General features: G+C 71.6%; 17 protein-coding genes. 11 read left to right on the top strand and 6 right to left on the bottom strand.

All coding sequences use genetic code 11. From position 1 onward, the window contains the following. Positions 1-108: 108 nt before the first annotated feature. Entirely contained in the window at positions 109-1,506 is a 1,398-nt protein-coding gene (argH, locus tag FFT10_RS06390; protein WP_137731937.1) for an argininosuccinate lyase, read from the bottom strand. A gap of 85 nt (positions 1,507-1,591) precedes the next feature. On the opposite strand from argH, the gene FFT10_RS06385 reads away from it, so the two are divergent. Continuing rightward, positions 1,592-2,734 carry a sensor histidine kinase gene (locus FFT10_RS06385; protein ID WP_137731936.1) on the top strand — a complete coding sequence of 381 codons (1,143 nt, stop codon included), beginning with the start codon at positions 1,592-1,594 and terminating at the stop codon, positions 2,732-2,734. After that, the gene (locus FFT10_RS06380) at positions 2,731-3,516 is read left to right on the top strand and encodes a LytR/AlgR family response regulator transcription factor (RefSeq protein ID WP_137731935.1); all 786 of its coding nucleotides are present in this window, start codon (positions 2,731-2,733) and stop codon (positions 3,514-3,516) included. Before FFT10_RS06385 ends, FFT10_RS06380 begins: the two co-directional genes overlap by 4 nt. 2 nt (positions 3,517-3,518) lie before the next feature. On the opposite strand, the gene FFT10_RS06375 is transcribed toward FFT10_RS06380, so the two are convergent. Next, positions 3,519-4,382, bottom strand: coding sequence for a DUF4394 domain-containing protein (locus tag FFT10_RS06375; RefSeq protein WP_137731934.1), 864 nt, complete (start codon positions 4,380-4,382; stop codon positions 3,519-3,521). 146 nt (positions 4,383-4,528) lie between these two features. Then, positions 4,529-5,512 carry a quinone oxidoreductase family protein gene (locus FFT10_RS06370; RefSeq protein ID WP_137731933.1) on the bottom strand — a complete coding sequence of 328 codons (984 nt, stop codon included), beginning with the start codon at positions 5,510-5,512 and terminating at the stop codon, positions 4,529-4,531. Positions 5,513-5,680: 168 nt separating this feature from the next. Here FFT10_RS06370 and FFT10_RS06365 point away from each other — a divergent pair, with 168 nt between their 5' ends. The 7 genes from FFT10_RS06365 (at position 5,681) to FFT10_RS06335 (ending at position 11,369) form a co-directional block, all read left to right on the top strand. After that, positions 5,681-6,604 (top strand): DMT family transporter, encoded by a 924-nt coding sequence (locus FFT10_RS06365; RefSeq protein WP_137731932.1) that lies wholly within the window; start codon positions 5,681-5,683, stop codon positions 6,602-6,604. Further along, complete coding sequence (locus tag FFT10_RS06360) at positions 6,601-6,912, top strand: putative signal transducing protein (RefSeq protein WP_137731931.1); 312 nt, start codon at positions 6,601-6,603, stop codon at positions 6,910-6,912. Before FFT10_RS06365 ends, FFT10_RS06360 begins: the two co-directional genes overlap by 4 nt. A gap of 23 nt (positions 6,913-6,935) precedes the next feature. After that, positions 6,936-7,559, top strand: a complete 624-nt coding sequence (locus FFT10_RS06355; protein WP_137731930.1) for a nitroreductase family protein — start codon at positions 6,936-6,938, stop codon at positions 7,557-7,559. A 206-nt stretch (positions 7,560-7,765) separates the two neighbouring features. Next, positions 7,766-8,557, top strand: a complete 792-nt coding sequence (locus tag FFT10_RS27980) for a PEP-CTERM sorting domain-containing protein (protein ID WP_228026974.1) — start codon at positions 7,766-7,768, stop codon at positions 8,555-8,557. Between the two features lie 115 nt (positions 8,558-8,672). Then, the gene (locus FFT10_RS06345; RefSeq protein WP_137731929.1) at positions 8,673-9,605 is read left to right on the top strand and encodes an NAD(P)H-dependent flavin oxidoreductase; all 933 of its coding nucleotides are present in this window, start codon (positions 8,673-8,675) and stop codon (positions 9,603-9,605) included. Positions 9,606-9,616: 11 nt separating this feature from the next. Continuing rightward, positions 9,617-10,567 (top strand): oxidoreductase, encoded by a 951-nt coding sequence (locus FFT10_RS06340; protein ID WP_137731928.1) that lies wholly within the window; start codon positions 9,617-9,619, stop codon positions 10,565-10,567. A gap of 34 nt (positions 10,568-10,601) precedes the next feature. Then, complete coding sequence (locus tag FFT10_RS06335; protein ID WP_137731927.1) at positions 10,602-11,369, top strand: SDR family oxidoreductase; 768 nt, start codon at positions 10,602-10,604, stop codon at positions 11,367-11,369. A gap of 10 nt (positions 11,370-11,379) precedes the next feature. On the opposite strand, the gene FFT10_RS06330 is transcribed toward FFT10_RS06335, so the two are convergent. Next, entirely contained in the window at positions 11,380-11,931 is a 552-nt protein-coding gene (locus FFT10_RS06330; protein WP_137731926.1) for a hypothetical protein, read from the bottom strand. Positions 11,932-11,960: 29 nt separating this feature from the next. Here FFT10_RS06330 and FFT10_RS06325 point away from each other — a divergent pair, with 29 nt between their 5' ends. Beyond that, positions 11,961-12,587 (top strand): histidine phosphatase family protein, encoded by a 627-nt coding sequence (locus FFT10_RS06325; protein ID WP_137731925.1) that lies wholly within the window; start codon positions 11,961-11,963, stop codon positions 12,585-12,587. A 28-nt stretch (positions 12,588-12,615) separates the two neighbouring features. Beyond that, complete coding sequence (locus tag FFT10_RS06320; protein WP_137731924.1) at positions 12,616-13,377, top strand: SDR family NAD(P)-dependent oxidoreductase; 762 nt, start codon at positions 12,616-12,618, stop codon at positions 13,375-13,377. 21 nt (positions 13,378-13,398) lie between these two features. Here FFT10_RS06320 and FFT10_RS06315 read toward each other — a convergent pair whose 3' ends face one another. Next, positions 13,399-14,448: an extracellular solute-binding protein gene (locus FFT10_RS06315; RefSeq protein WP_137731923.1), complete on the bottom strand. Its 1,050-nt coding sequence runs from the start codon at positions 14,446-14,448 to the stop codon at positions 13,399-13,401. Positions 14,449-14,552: 104 nt separating this feature from the next. Continuing rightward, on the bottom strand, positions 14,553-15,521 hold the full coding sequence (locus FFT10_RS06310; RefSeq protein WP_137732076.1) for a magnesium and cobalt transport protein CorA: 969 nt from the start codon (positions 15,519-15,521) through the stop codon (positions 14,553-14,555). Positions 15,522-15,557: the final 36 nt, after the last annotated feature.

Raw genomic sequence — 15,557 nt, 5'->3', positions numbered from 1 at the left:
CACCTCGCGGGAACCGCCGGCCGCCAGGCCGGCATGGCCGCATGGTGCGCCCCGCATGTCACTGCGGCATGTCTGCCAGCGCACAGAACGTGCGCGGCTTGCTCGGGATCAAGCCAGGCGCGCGCGGTGCCGGGCGATCTGCGCCAGCGCCTGGGCCGGCGCGGTGCCGCCGCGCACATTGCGCGCTTCCAGCGAGCCGCGCAGCGTCAGCACCTGCGGCGCGTCGTCGCCGACCAGCGGGTGCAGCGCCTTGAGTTCGTCCAGTGACAGCTCGGCCAGGTCCACGCCCTTCTGCAGGCCCAGCTTCACCGCATGGGCCACGACTTCGTGCGCGTCACGGAAGGGCAGGCCCTTCTTCACCAGGTGGTCGGCCAGGTCGGTGGCGGTGGCATAACCGCGTTTGGCAGCGGCCTCCATCGCCGCCGGCTTCACCGTGATGCCGGCCACCATCTCGGCCATGATGCGCAGCGTGGCGGCCAGGGTGTCCACCGTGTCGAACAGCGGCTCCTTGTCTTCCTGGTTGTCCTTGTTGTAGGCCAGCGGCTGGCCCTTCATCAGGGTGATCAGGCCCATCAGGTGGCCGACCACGCGGCCGCTCTTGCCGCGGGCCAGCTCGGCCACGTCGGGGTTGCGCTTCTGCGGCATGATCGACGAACCGGTGCAGTAGCGGTCGGCCAGGTCGATGAAGCCGAAGTTCTGGCTCATCCACAGCACCAGCTCCTCGGCCATGCGGCTGACATGCACCATGGTGATGCTGGCGAACGCCAGAAATTCAATGGCGAAGTCGCGGTCGCTCACCGCGTCCAGGCTGTTCTCGCAGACACCGTCGAAACCCAGTGCCGCGGCCACGGCTTCGCGGTCCAGCGGGTAGCTGGTGCCGGCCAGCGCGGCGGCGCCCAGCGGCAGGCGGTTCACCCGCTTGCGCACATCGGCCAGGCGCTCGGCATCGCGGGCGAACATCTCCACATAGGCCAGCAGGTGGTGGGCAAAGCTCACCGGCTGGGCCACCTGCAGGTGGGTGAAGCCGGGCATCACGGTGTCGGTGTTCTTCGCAGCCACCTCCACCAGCGCGCGCTGCATGTCGACGAGCAGCCCGGCCAGGGCGTCGATCTCGCCGCGCAGCCACAGGCGCACATCGGTGGCCACCTGGTCGTTGCGGCTGCGGCCGGTGTGCAGGCGCTTGCCGGCGTCGCCCACCAGCTGCGTCAGGCGGGCCTCGATGTTCAGGTGCACATCCTCCAGCTCCAGCTTCCACTGGAACGCACCGCTTTCGATCTCGGCAGTGATCTGGGCCATGCCGCGCTGGATGTCGGCCAGGTCCTGCGCGCCGATGATGCCCTGCGCGGCCAGCATGCCGGCATGGGCCAGGCTGCCCTGGATGTCGGCGCGCCACAGACGCTGGTCGAAATCGACGCTGGCGGTGTAGCGCTGCACCAGCGCGCTCATCGGCTCGGAGAACAGGGCCGACCACGCCTTGGATTTCTGGTCGAGTTGGTTGCCGGACATGGGCGGATCTTCTGGGTGGAGTGTGGGCCGGCCAGGGGCGGCGCGGCAGGCCCGTATTATCGGTTGGCCCCCTGCACCGCTGCCCATGGCCCCTGCCGACCATCCTGCCCAGCCCGACGCCGGCGACACCGGCAGCCGCGCGCCCAGCCTCTGGCCCGACACCGGGCGCCTGCGCGGCGCGGCCGGCAGCTCGCTGTTCAACGCCACCCGGTTCGACCCGCTGCAGGGCCAGGCCACGCAAGCCCGCCACCGGCTGGGCCTGCAGTTCCACCTGTGTCAGCCGGCGCTGGCGCTGCGGGTGCTGCTGGCGGTGCAGGCCGCCGTGCTGCTGGCCGGCGCGCCGCTGGCCCAGGGCTGGGTCGACGCGGCCAGCCGGGCCGCAGTGGGCGCTTTCGCCGGCCTGGCCGGCACGCTGCTGTGGCTGCCGGCGGTGTGCGCGCTGCGGCCCTGGCTGGCCAGCCGCCCGGCAATGCTGCGCGACGGCCTGCTGCTGGCGCTGGGTGGGCTGGCGGCGCTGGCCGGCTGGGCGCTGTGTGCCGCGCTGGGCCTGGTGCCCGGCGCGGCCAGCCGGGCGCTGGGCAGCGTGCTGGCCGGCGCGGCCCTGGCCGGCGGCGTGTGGCACTGGCTGGGCCTGCGTGCCGCGGCGGCGCAGCCGGTGGAGGCCAGTGCCCGCCTGGCCGAGCTGCAGTCGCGCATCCGGCCGCACTTCCTGTTCAATGCGCTGAACACCGCGCTGGCCCTGGTGCAGGTGGACCCGCAGCGCGCCGAGGCGGTGCTGGAGGATCTGGCCCAGCTGTTCCGCGTGGCCCTGGCCGAAACCGGCAGCGCTGTCACGCTGGACGAAGAGATCGACCTGGCCCAGCGCTACCTGGCCATCGAGCAGCTGCGCTTCGGCGAGCGGCTGCAGCTGGTCTGGGACCTGGACCCGGCCGCGGCGGGCGCCAGCGTGCCACCGCTGGTGCTGCAGCCGCTGGTGGAGAACGCGGTGCGCCATGGCGTGGAGCCGGCGGTGGGTGGTGGCCGCATCGTCGTCAGCACCCGGGCCCACCGCGGCATGGCCATCGTGCTGGTGACCAACACCCTGCCCGACACACCGGGCGCGGCCGGCAACGGCATCGCCCTGGCCAATGTGGCCGAGCGCCTGCGCCTGCTGCATGACGTGGCCGCCACGCTGCACTGCGGCGTGGAGCACGGCCTGTACAACGCCCGCATCGAGGTGCCGCTGTGAGCGAGGAATCCTCGCCGCTGCGGGTGCTGGTCGTCGACGACGAGCCGCTGGCCCGGCTGCGGCTGCGCGGCCTGGTCGAGGCCAATCCGCTGCCCGCCGCGCTGGTGGTGGGCGAGGCCGGCGATGCGCCGCAGGCCCAGGCCCTGCTGGCCCACACCGCCTGCGACCTGGTGCTGCTGGACATCGTGATGCCCGGCGGCAGCGGCCTGAAGCTGGCCGATGCGATCCGCCGCGCCGCGGTGGCGCCGGGCCAGCCGCAGCCGCCCATGGTGGTGTTCGTCACCGCCCATGCCGAGCATGCGCTGCGCGCCTTCGAGGTGGACGCGGCCGACTACATCACCAAGCCGGTGCGCCGCGAGCGGCTGCAGGCCGCGCTGCTGCGGGTGGCGCAGCGGCTGGCAGCGCCGGTGTTGGCGGAGCAGCCGGCGGTGCCGGTGCTGGTGGTCAGCGACCGCGGCCGAGTGCTGCGGGTGCCGTTGACCGAGGTGGTGTACCTGAAGGCCGAGCTGAAGTACGTGACCCTGCGCACCCGGCAGGCCGAGTGGCTGCTGGACGAGCCGCTGGCCGACCTGGCCCAGCGGCTGGGCGAGGGCTTCTTGCGGGTGCACCGCAATGCGCTGGTGGCGCGCAGCGCGGTGCGGGCGCTGGAGCGTGCACCCGCCGCCGGCGCCGGCCCGGGTGAAGCCGACGACAGCTGGGTGGTGCGCCTGGCCAATGGCGAGGCGCTGGCGGTGTCGCGCCGCCAGCTGCCCGCGGTGCGCGAGGCGCTGGCGTCAGGCTGAACTCAGACCTTGCGGCGGCGCGCCAGCGCGCCCACGGCCACCAGGCCGGCCAGCATCAGGGCGTAGGTCTGCGGCTCGGGCACGGCGCTGACGGTCAGGCCGGTCAGCGTGCCGTTGTAGTTGCCCAGCAGCGTGGCGCCGCCGGTGGCCAGGTTGATGCCGTACAGGCCGGTGCCCAACGTGCCGTCATCCAGGTTCAGCGCGGCATAGCCCATGCCGTTGGCGATCTCGAAGCCGTTGGCCCGCAGCGCGTCAACGCCCAGGGCGCCGACGGCGCTGATGGTCGGGTTGTTGAACGCACTGGGCGCCATCATCAGCATGTCGGTGCTGGTGTTGATGTAGTACAGCGCGGTGCTGGCCGGCGCCGCGGTGGGCATCGGCATGCTGTTGGTGTAGGCCACCGCGGTGTAGCCGGCGGCGATGGACGTGGCGGTGGTCACCCCGCCGGTGCCGGCGTTGACCGCGAAGTTGCCGCCGGCCGAGCTGACCAGGCGCAGCGAGGCGCCGGTGCCGAAATCGGCCACCGGGTTGAAGTCGATGCCGTAGCCCAGGCCGGCCTGCACCGCCGGCGTGGCCAGCATGGCCACCTGGGTGGCGGTGCCGGTCATCTCGTTGATGGTGTAGAGCTGGTTGGACAGCGAGATGCCGTAGATCTTGCCGTCCTTGGGACGCTGGTCGATGCCGACCAGGCGGTCGCCTGCGGCCAGGCCGGTGATGGCGGTGGTGGTGGCACCGGCGATGTTGCCGGTGTCGATGCGGGCCAGCTGGCCGGCGCTGGTCAGGCCGACCAGGGTGATGGCCTGGGCACCAGCGGTGGCCAGGGTCAGGGCGGCCGTGGCGAGGGCGGCGCGGGTGAAGCGGGTCATGGGTGCTCCTTGAAGCGGTTGGCGTTGGGAAACGCCAGCCCCGGGACCACAGGCACCAGGGCTGACCCTGAGCCCTACGCCGCCACGCCGCACCCGGATGCACCCGCGCACCGCACACCCCCCGATTTGCGGGGGGGGCAGGCGGATCAGGGAATCAGGATGCTGCAGCCGGTGGTGTCGCGCGCTTCCAGCGCGGTGTGGGCGCGGGCCACCTCGGCCAGCGGGTAGCGCTGGTCGATGCGGATCTTCACCGCGCCGCTGCGCACCACGGCAAACAGGTCGTCGGCCATGGCCTGGCAGCTCTCGCGGGTGGCGATGTGGGTGAACAGCGTCTGCCGCGTCATGTAGAGCGAGCCCTTGTTGCCCAGGATGCCGGGTGCGAACGGCGGCACCGGGCCCGAGGCATTGCCGAAGCTGGCCAGCAGGCCGAAGGGCCGCAGCACGTTCAGGCTGCCCTCGAAGGTGTCCTTGCCCACCGAGTCGTAGACCACCTTGACGCCCTGGCCGCCGGTGATCTCCTTGACCCGGGCGACGAAGTCCTCGCTGCGGTAGTTGATGGCATGCGCCGCGCCATGGTCCAGCGCCAGCTGGCACTTGGCGGCGCTGCCGGCGGTGGCGATCAGCTGCAGGCCCAGGGCCTTGGCCCACTGGCAGGCGATCAGGCCCACGCCGCCGGCGGCCGCATGGAACAGGATGTGGTCGCCGGCCTGCAGACCTTCCACCGGCAGCGTCTTCTTCAGCAGGTACTGGGCGGTCAGGCCCTTGAGCATCATCGCCGCGCCGGTGTCGAAGGAGATGTCGTCGGGCAGCTTGCAGACGGTGCGCGCCGGCATCACCCGCGCCTGGCTGTAGCTGCCGGGCGGGTTGCTGGCATAGGCGGCGCGGTCGCCCACGGCGAGGTGGGTGACGCCTGCGCCCACCGCCTCGACGATGCCGGCGCCCTCCATGCCCAGGCTCAGCGGCAGTGGGTTGGCGTACAGGCCGGTGCGCTGGTAGACGTCGATGTAGTTCAGGCCGATGGCATGGTGGCGGATGCGGATCTCGCCCGGGCCGGGCTCGCCGACGGGCAGGTCGACAAGCTGCATCTGCTCGGGGCCGCCGTACTGCTGGATCTGGATGGTCTGGGGCATGGGAAGTCTCCTGGTCATTGGGACGGGGCGCCAGCGTAACCGTTGCCAGCCGGCGCTGCCGCGGGGGCCGGGGATGCCCGGCCGCCCACGGTCTGTGCAGCCGTGCAGGCCGGGGCTGCAGCGGCCGCCGCCACAATCGCGCCCCATGCCGATCCACCACTTGCCTGCATGGCGCTGACCTCCCGCCTGGCGCTGATGCTCAGCGTGCCGCCGCTGCTGTGGGCCGGCAACGCGGTGGTCGGCCGCCTGGCCATCCAGTCGATCAGCCCGCTGTGGCTGAATGCGCTGCGCTGGGCCATCGCGCTGGCCATCCTGCTGCCGCTGGGCTGGCGGGCCTTCGGCACGCCGCAGCGGCGTGCCGAGCTGGCGGCAAGGGGGCCGCACCTGGCCCTGCTCAGCCTGACCGGCGTGGGGGCCTACAACGCGCTGCAGTACCTGGCGCTGAAGACCAGCACGCCGCTGAACGTGACGCTGATCGCCGCCAGCTCGCCGGTGTGGATGCTGGCCATCGGTGCGGCGGTGTACGGCGAGCGGCCGCGGCCGGCGCAGATCGGCGGCGCGGTGCTGTCGCTGCTGGGCGTGGCGGTGGTGCTGTCGCGCGGCGATCCGGCGGCACTGCTGCGGGTGCAGCTGGTGCCGGGTGATCTGCTGATGCTGGGCGCCATCGTCAGCTGGTGCATCTACAGCTGGCTGCTGGCCCGCCCGCCGGCGCTGATGCGCGCACCCGCGCGGCCCGACTGGCACTGGGCCGAATTCCTCTGCATCCAGATGGCGCCGGGCCTGCTGTGGGCCACCGCCTTCGCCGGCATCGGCGAGTGGCTGCAGCCCGGTGCGCACACCGTGGTGTGGAGCCCGGCCCTGCTGCTGGCCCTGGCCTATGTGGGCATCTTCCCGTCGCTGGTGGCCTACCGGCTGTGGGGCCTGGGCGTGGCCCAGGCCGGGCCCACGGTGGCGGCCTTCTTCGGCAACCTGACGCCGCTGTTCGCCGCGCTGCTGGGCGCCGCCCTGCTGGGCGAGTGGCCGCAGGCCTTCCATGCGCTGGCCTTCGGGCTGATCGTGGCCGGCATCGTGGTGTCGAGCCGGGTGCGATGAAGCGCCTGGCGCAGGCGCCCAACCTGGCCATCGCCACACTGTGGGCCGATGTGCTGAACAGCGCCGGCCTGGGCGTCAGCGTGCAGCGGGCCTTTGCCAGCGGCATCGCCGGCCAGATCCCGCCCGACCAGGCCCTGCCCGAGTTGTGGCTCACCGACGAAGCCCGCTGGGACGAGGCCCGGGCGCTGCTGCACGGCCTGCGGCATCCGGCCGAGCGGCGCTGGGCCTGCCGCGGCTGCGGCGAGGTGATCGACGGCCCGTTCGACCAGTGCTGGCAATGCGGCGCCACCATGCCGCCGCCGCCCTGATCCGGCCGGCCGCAGAATCGGCCATGGCTGCAGCTGACGACGCAACGGACGACGGCGCCGACCTGGCCGGCCTGGTGCTGGCGCTGATCGGCAGCCGCCAGTCGGTCATGCCCAAGCGCCTGCTGGCGCCGGGGCCGGACGATGCGCAGCTGCGCCAGATGGTCGACGCCGCCGCCTGCGCGCCCGACCACCGCGGCCTGCGGCCCTGGCGCCTGGTGCGCATCGCCGATGGCCAGCGCGCGGCCCTGGCCGATCTGTTCGAAGCCTGCACCCGCGAGCGCGACCCGGCCGCCACGCCCGACGACATCGCCCGCAGCCGCGAGAAGGCCCTCCGCGCGCCGGTGCTGCTGCTGGCGGTGTTGCGCGGCGAGCCGCCCGACGACGACGTGCCCTTGGTCGAACGCGCCATCACCCTGGGCGCCGCGCTGATGAACCTGCTGCTGGCCGCCCACGGCATGGGCCATGGCGCCATGCTGACCAGCGGGCGGGCGGTGCGCACGCCGCGCTTTGCGCAGGCCTTCGCGCTGGCACCGGGCGAGCAGGCGGTGTGCTTCGTGTCCATCGGCCGTGCACCTGCCGTGGCGCCGCGGCGTGCACGCGGCGCGGCGGCTGATTTCCTGGCCGATTGGGTGCCGCCGGCCGCTTGACGGCGCCACGGTGAAGTTTGCAAGCACCCGAATCGGGGGTGGGGACATTGACCGGGCCCCACCCGACCGTGCCGTAACGTCGAGGCGTTAGCCACCGGCGTGGTGGTGCACAGCCACCCGAACACGCCGGACCCGCAGACCAGCACCTTGACCACCAGGAGTGAGTGATGCTTGCAAGACAGCGCCTTTGGAAGGCGCCCAACAGGTTGGCCGGTGGCCTGGCGGCCGCGCTGTTGCTGGGCGCCGTGCCAGCGGCACAGGCCGCCGGCCCGGCGGTGGTCACCATCACCGGAACCGTGGGCGGCGTCGAGTCGCTCGGCGGTGCCACCGGGGATGTGGATTTCAGCGTCAGCGACTGGCTGAACCAGTCGTTCACGCTGGTCCTGCAGCCGGATCTCGCCGGCGTCAGCGCGGTGCACGAGACGCTCCCCGAGTTCCCGGGTGCAACGTTCAACTACTGGGCACCCGCCAACATCCGCTACAGCCTGACCGTCGGCGGTGTGCTCCGGGTCGCGGGCACCGACAGCCTGTTCTCGGAACTCGCCACCATCAACAACCTCACCGTCCCGCCAGACGTGGAGGTGTCGGAGGTGCCCATCGGCATCACCGCTGGCAGCACCTACGATGTGCTGGAGATGCGGTTCAGCGGCCTCGACCTCGGCTGTGTCGAGCGCGGCGCCGGCGACACCTGCGCGGTCTATGAGTACGGCACGGTCAATTTCTCCTACGCCTGGGACACGGCGATGGGCGACGGGCTGACCACCGACGGTGCGCCGGACCTGCTCAGCACCTCGTTTGCCGACGGGCTGGCCGGCGCCATGTTCGTCATCGGCCGGGCGACCGCCTCGGCGGGCGACGACATCGGCAACAACCTGGTCTTCCTGCCGCTCCAGGTGTCGGGTGTGGCCGTGACGGCCGTGCCGGAGCCGGCCAGCGTGGCCATGCTGCTGGCGGGTCTCGCGTCCCTCGGGGCGCTGCGGGCCAGGCGCCGCCACTGATCCCGGGCTGACCTGTGCAGGGCCGGCTGTGCCGGCCCTGGCACGTTCGCGACTGCGGCCGGCGCAGGCCGGCAACGACACTGCGCGCTCCCTGAACCTTGCAAGAGAGCGCCCGATGAACCGTGTCCTGGCCCACACCGGTGCCCGTTATCCGATCGTGCAGGCGCCGATGGGCTGGATCGCCCGCACGCCGCTGGCCAGCGCCGTCTCCCGTGCCGGCGGCCTGGGCATCATCGAGACCAGCAGCGCCGAGACGGCGGCCTGCCAGGACCACATCCGCCAGATGCTGGCCCTGGGCCTGCCCTTCGGCGTGAACCTGCCGATCCGCTTCCTGAAGGACGACGCGATGCTGCGCTTCGTCTGCGAGAGCGGCATCCGCTTCGTCACCACCTCGGCCGGCAGCCCGGCCAAGTTCATCCAGCCGCTGCACGATGCCGGCATCGTGGTCTACCACGCGGTGCCCACGCTGGACCTGGCGCTGAAGTGCGAGGACGCCGGCATCGACGGCCTGGTGGTCGAGGGCAGCGAGGGCGGCGGTTTCAAGAACCCCGAGGAGGTCAGCACCCTGGTGCTGCTGCAGGCCATCCGCGAGCGGGTGGCCGTGCCGCTGATCGCCGCCGGTGGCATCGTCGACGGGCGCGGCATGGCCGCCGCCTTCGCGCTGGGCGCCGAGGCCATCCAGATGGGCACCCGCTTCGTCGCCAGCGCCGAGAGCCCGGTGCATGCCAACTACAAGCAGTCCATCGTCGATGCGGCCGCCACCGGCACCTGGATGCTCAACACCAAGAGCACGCCCTGCATCCGCGCGCTCAAGACCGACTTCACCGCGGCGATCCACGAGACCGGCCTGATGGGCGCCGAGGCCTTCAAGGGCATCCGCGGCGTCTACTTCGACGGCGACATGAACGCCGCGCCGGCGCTGGCCGGGCAGTCGGCCGGGCTGGTGCATGCGGTCAAGCCGGTGCAGCAGATCATCGACGAGACGGTGGCCGAGTTCCACGCCATCACCGCCCGGCTGGGCGCGCTGGCCGCGGCCCGCAGCTTCTGAGCATGCCCGGCATGGCCGACACCGCTCCACGCTTCGGTGCCCGCAGCACCGCGCTGGACGTGGTGCAGGGCATCGACCTGCATGGCCGCAGCGCCATCGTCACCGGCGGCGCCAGTGGCCTGGGCCTGGAGACCAGCCGCGCCCTGGCCAGTGCCGGCGCCCGCGTGGTGCTGGCGGTGCGCAACCGCGCCCAGGGCGAAGCGGCGGTGGCCGCGCTGCGTGGCGAGCAGCCCGGTGCCGATGTGCAGGTGGGCGACCTCGATCTGGCCGACCTGGGCAGCGTGGCCGCCTTCGCCCGCGCCTGGGGCGGCCGGCCGCTGCACATGCTGATCAACAACGCGGCGATCATGGCCTGCCCGCTGGCGCGCACCGCGCAGGGCTGGGAACTGCAGTTCGCCGTCAACCACCTGGGCCACTTCGCGCTGACCACCGCGCTGCTGCCGGCGCTGCGTGCGGGCGCCCCGTCGCGCCTGGTGTGCCTGAGTTCCACCGGCCACAAGCTGGGCGGGGTGGACTTCGACGACATCCACTTCGACCGTCGCCCCTACAACAAGTGGCTGGCCTACGGCCAGGCCAAGAGCGCCAATGCGCTGCTGGCGCTGGGCGTGCACGGCCGCCATGCCGGTGATGGCATCACCGCCAATGCGGTGCATCCGGGCGGCATCATGACCGGGCTGCAGAAGTTCCTGCCGCACGAGGAGATGGCCGCGCTGGGCTGGCTGAAGCCCGACGGCACACCGCTGGACATCTTCAAGACCCCGGCCCAGGGCGCGGCCACCAGTGTGTGGGCCGCCACGGCGCCGGAACTGGCCGGACGCGGCGGCCTGTACCTGGAGGACTGCGGCATCGGCCAGCCGGCGCCGGCCAGCAACCGGGTGTGGGGCTTCTCGCCCCACATTGCCGACCCTGATGGCGCGGCAAGGCTGTGGGCCGTGTCCGAAGCGCTGCTGGCCCAGGCCTGATTTCCCTCCCTCACAACGTCTTCAGGAGACACCCATGCAAGCACTCTTTTCCCTTGCCGGCCGCGTGGCCCTGGTCACCGGGGGCTCGCGCGGCATCGGCCGCATGATTGCCGAGGGCTTTCTGAAGCAGGGCGCCACCGTCTACATCAGCGCCCGCAAGGCCGCGGCCTGCGATGCCACGGCGGCCGAGCTCAGCAAGATCGGCCCCTGTCACAGCATCCCGGGTGATGTGTCGACGATGGACGGCATCGCCCGCGTGGTGGCCGCGCTGAAGGACCGCACCAACCAGCTCGACATCCTGGTCAACAACGCCGGTGCCGCCTGGGGCGCGCCGTTCGACGAATTCCCCGAAAGCGGCTGGGACAAGGTGGTCGACCTGAACATGAAGGCGCCGTTTTTCCTGACCCAGGCGCTGCACGGCATGCTGACCGCCAGCGCAGCCGGCGGCCAGCGCGCCAAGGTGATCAACATCGCCAGCATCGACGGCCAGAGCGTCAACCCCTGGGAGACCTACAGCTACGCTGCCAGCAAGGCCGGCGTGATCCACCTGAGCAAGCGCATGGCGCTGCGGCTGATCCAGGACGGCATCGTCGTCAACGCCATCTGCCCCGGCCCGTTCGCCAGCGAGATGAACAAGGACGCCCGCGACAACGCCGAGCAGGTGGCCAAGCGGGTGCCCGCCGGCCGCGTGGGCGCCGACGACGACATGGCCGCTGCGGCCGTGTACCTGGCCAGCAGGGCGGGCGACTATGTGGTGGGCACGACGCTCACGGTGGATGGCGGGATCAACCTGACGCGCTGAATACAGCGTGTCAGCGCTCGGCCGCGCGGCGGATGTCGGCCAGGATGCGCCGGCGGATCAGGCCGCTCACCGGGCGGATCAGCAGCCAGTAGCCGGCCAGCCGGCGGCGCGCCGACTCGCTGCTGCAGAACACCCGGGTGCGGGTGGTCAGCGTGGTGCCGCCGGCGGCGCGCTGCGCCTCGAAGCCCAGCACCAGCTTGGCGGCGTCGGCCGGGGCGTGGGCATGCCAGGCGGCGGCGTCGGCCAACGGCTGCAGGCCGTAGCCTGGCTCCCAGAAGCGGCCGGCCAGACCGTAGGCCAGTGCTGCATCGCCGTCACGCCCCAGCCGCACGAAATCCGCCAGGCCGAAGCGCGGCCGCTGCGCCAGTGCGCTGCCGCTGCCCAGGCGCGCGCCCAGCCGCGACGGCGCCTCGCGCAGCGCCAGGGCGGCGTTGATCCAGGCATCGTGCGCCGGGTCGTAGGCCGCGGCGGCATCCAGCAGGGCACCCGGTGCGGCGCTGCTGCGGATGTGGTGAACTTCCTCGAACTGCCACTGCGGCAGCCAGTCATCGATCCAGGCCATTCCGGCACCCTAACACCGAGCCCTTCACCATGACCTTGCTGATCATCCGCCACGGCGAGACGCCGTTGAACGTGGCCCGCGTGATGCAGCCGGCCGACACGCCGCTGTCGGCCAACGGCCAGGCCCAGGCTGAGCTGCTGGCCCAGCGGCTGGCCGCCGGGCAGCCGCTGCGGCCGACCGGCATCGTCAGCAGCGATCTGCCGCGTGCGCTGCAGACGGCGCAGGCCATTGCTGCGGCGACCGGGCTGCCCATCACCACCAGCCCCTTGCTGCACGAGCGCAATTTCGGCGATCTGCGCGGTCGGCTCTATGACAGCCTGGGTTTTGATCCGCTGACACGCGAAGAGGCGCCACCCAACGGCGAATCCATCCCCCAGTTCGCCGCGCGCTGTGCGGCCGCCTGGGCCTGGGTGCTGCAGCAGCAGTCGGCGCTGGGCGGGCCGCTGGCGGTGGTGAGCCACGGCCTGGTGATCCGCCACTGGCTGCACCACGGGCCGCTGCAGGTGCCGGCGGCGCTGGCGCTGCCCGAGCGCATGTCCAACACCTCGCTCACCGTGGCCACCGCGGCCGCGCCGCATGCTGTCAGCCTGGTCGACTGCACCGCCCACCTGGGCGGCGCGGTGCTGGCCGACGCCAAGAGCCTGTCGGGCGGTTGAACCGCTGCCAACGCAGAAGGAGCACGTCATGACCCGCACCCCCACCATGCTGGTGACCGGCGGCGGCATCGGCATCGGCCGGGCCACCGCGCTGGCCTTTGCCCGCACCGGCCACCATGTGGTCGTCACCGACATCCTCGAAGCCGAAGGCCGGGCGGTGGTGGACGCCATCACCGCCGCGGGCGGCAGCGCCAGCTTTGCCGCGCTGGACGTGCGTTCCAGCACCCAGGTGGATGCCGTGGTGGCCGCCGCCATCGCCGCGCATGGCGCGATCGATGTGCTGGTGCTCAACGCCGGCATCGCGCACAAGGTGCCGCTGGCGCAGCTGGACGACGCGGCGTGGGACCACACCCTCGACATCGACCTGAAGGGCATGTTCCGCGTGGCACGCGCGACGCTGCCGGCGATGCGGGCACGGCGCAGCGGCGCCATCGTCTGCCTGACCTCGCTGATGGGCCTGGTCTGGGGCTGGTCCGAGCATGTGCACTACTCGGCGGCCAAGGCCGGCGTCATCGGCCTGGTGCGCGGCCTGGCGGCCGAGGTGGCGGGCGACGGCATCCGGGTGAATGCGGTGTCGCCCGGCTATGTGCGCACCGCCCAGCTGCTGTCGGAGGAGCATTCCCTGGGCCCACAGGGCGTGGCACAGGCGGCAGGCCGGGTGCCGCTGGGACGCGTGGGCGAGCCCGAGGACATCGCCGACGTGATCCTGTTCCTGGCCTCGCAGCAGGCGCGCTATGTCACCGGGCAGGTCATCGTGGCCGACGGCGGGCTGGCGATCAGCCCGCAGTAGCCGGGCTGCATTGCCCGCGGCTCACTTCCAGCCGGCGCGGTCGAACACCTTCTGCGCGGCCACCGTGGTCTTGGCCAGGTCGCCGATCGGCAGCGCATCGGGCTTGAACGTGCCCATCGCCACCAGCGTGGCATTGGCCTTGACGCTGCCCTTGACCACCGGCCACTCGTTGTTGCCGTCGGCAAAGTAGGCCTGGGCCTCGTCGCTGGCCAGGTACTCCATGAACCTCACCGCATTGGCCTTGTTGGGCGCGTGCTTCAGCACGCCGGCACCCGACACGTTCACATGCGTGCCCCAGCTGGCCTGGTTGGGCCAGACGATGCCCACCGCGTTCATCGCCTGCTGGTCGTCGGCCTTGGTGCCGCGCATCATGCGCGCCAGGTAGTAGGTGTTGCTGATGGTCACGCCGCATTCGCCGGCGGCCACGGCCTTGATCTGGTCGGTGTCGCCGCCCTTGGGGCCGCGGGCGAAGTTGGCCACCAGGCCCTTGGCCCAGGCCTCGGCCGCGGGTTCGCCCTCGTGGGCGATCACGGCGGCGCCCAGGCTCAGGTTGTACGGATGGCTGCCCGAACGCATGCACACCTGGCCCTTCATCGCCGGCTTGGCGAGGTCGGCATAGGTCTGCACCTGGGCCGGCTTGATGGCGGCCTTGTTGTAGACGATGACCCGGGCGCGGGTGGAGAAGGCCACCCAGGTGGGCGTGCGCAGGTTGGCGGGGATGCGCTCGTCCAGCAGCTTGCTCTGCAGCGGGGCGAACAGGCCCAGGCTGTCGGCCACCTCCAGCCGGGCGGCGTCCACCGTGACCAGGATGTCGGCCGGGCTGGCCGTGCCCTCGTTGCGGATGCGCTCGACCAGCTCGTCTTCCTTGCCGTCGAGCCGGTTGATCTTGATGCCGGTGGCCTTGGTGAAGTTGGCGTACAGCGCCTCGTCGGTCTGGTAGTGGCGGGCCGAATACAGGTTCAGCACCTGGGATTGCGCCACCGCCGGCAGCGGGCCCAGGCAGGCCAGGGCAGTCAGGCTGGCGGCAACCAGGGCGTTGCGGCGGGGCAGGGCAGGCAGGCGGGTGGACATGGCGTGGATCTGGGATCGGATGCGAAGGATTCAATCATAACAAGAACGATTCGCAATCAGATGATCCAGATCAAAGCCACAGACCCAGCCGGGTCACCACAGGCTCACAGCCAGCCCACGCGCCTGAAGCGCCAGTACATCAGCGCGCAGGTACCGCCGATCAGCCCCAGTGCCGCCGGGTAGCCCCAGGGCTGCTTCAGCTCGGGCATGAACTCGAAGTTCATGCCCCAGACGCCGACGAAGAAGGTGGCCACCGCGAAGATGCCGGCCCAGGCGGCCAGCCGCTTGGTCACCTCGTTGTCCTCGATGGCCACCATGGACAGGTTCACCTGGATGGCGGTGCCGATGGTGTCGCGGATGGTGTCGATGCTGGTCTGCAGCCGCGCCAGGTGGTCGGCGATGTCGCGGAAGTAGTCGGCGCTGGCCAGGCACACCGGTGGCACCCGGCCGCCGTAGAGCTTGCCCATCGCGTCCAGCAGCGGCGAGACCGCATGCCGCAGCGTCGTCACCTTGTGCTTGAGCTCGTACAGCCGCTCGATGTTGGCGCGGCCGGCGCCGCGGTCGAAGATCTGGCCCTCGATGGTCTCGAGCTCGGTCTCCAGTGCATCGACCAGCGGGAAGTAGCGGTCGACCACCGCGTCCATCAGCGCATACAGCACGAAGCTGGCGCCCTGGCTCAGCAGCTCGGGCTCGTGTTCGCAGCGCTCGCGCACGCCCAGAAAGCCCTGGGTGCTGCGGTTGCGCACCGACAGCACGAAGTTCGGCCCGGTGAACACGTTCACTTCACCCAGCCGCAGCTCGTCGGTGGGCGTGTACTCGATCAGGTGCAGCACGGTGAACACCGTCTTGCCGTACTCCTCGATCTTGGGCCGCTGGTGGCCGTGGCGGGCGTCTTCCACCGACAGGTCGTGCAGGTCGAACTCGTCCTGCATCAGCGCCAGTTCGGCGTCGCTGGCGTCGCGCAGCGCCACCCAGACGAAGCAGCCCGGCTGGGCCAGGTAGTCGCTGATCTGGTCGATGGAGATGTCGGCCAGCTTGGCGCCGGCGCGGTAGACAACGCAGTTGATCAGCATGGGGATCGATCCCGAACGGGCCATCGCGGGGCCTGC

The sequence above is a fragment of the Pseudaquabacterium pictum genome (genome assembly GCF_005403045.1).
GTDB lineage: Bacteria > Pseudomonadota > Gammaproteobacteria > Burkholderiales > Burkholderiaceae_C > Pseudaquabacterium > Pseudaquabacterium pictum.
Note: the sequence above shows the minus strand (reverse complement) of the source record. Positions and strands in the feature narration are given on the sequence as shown.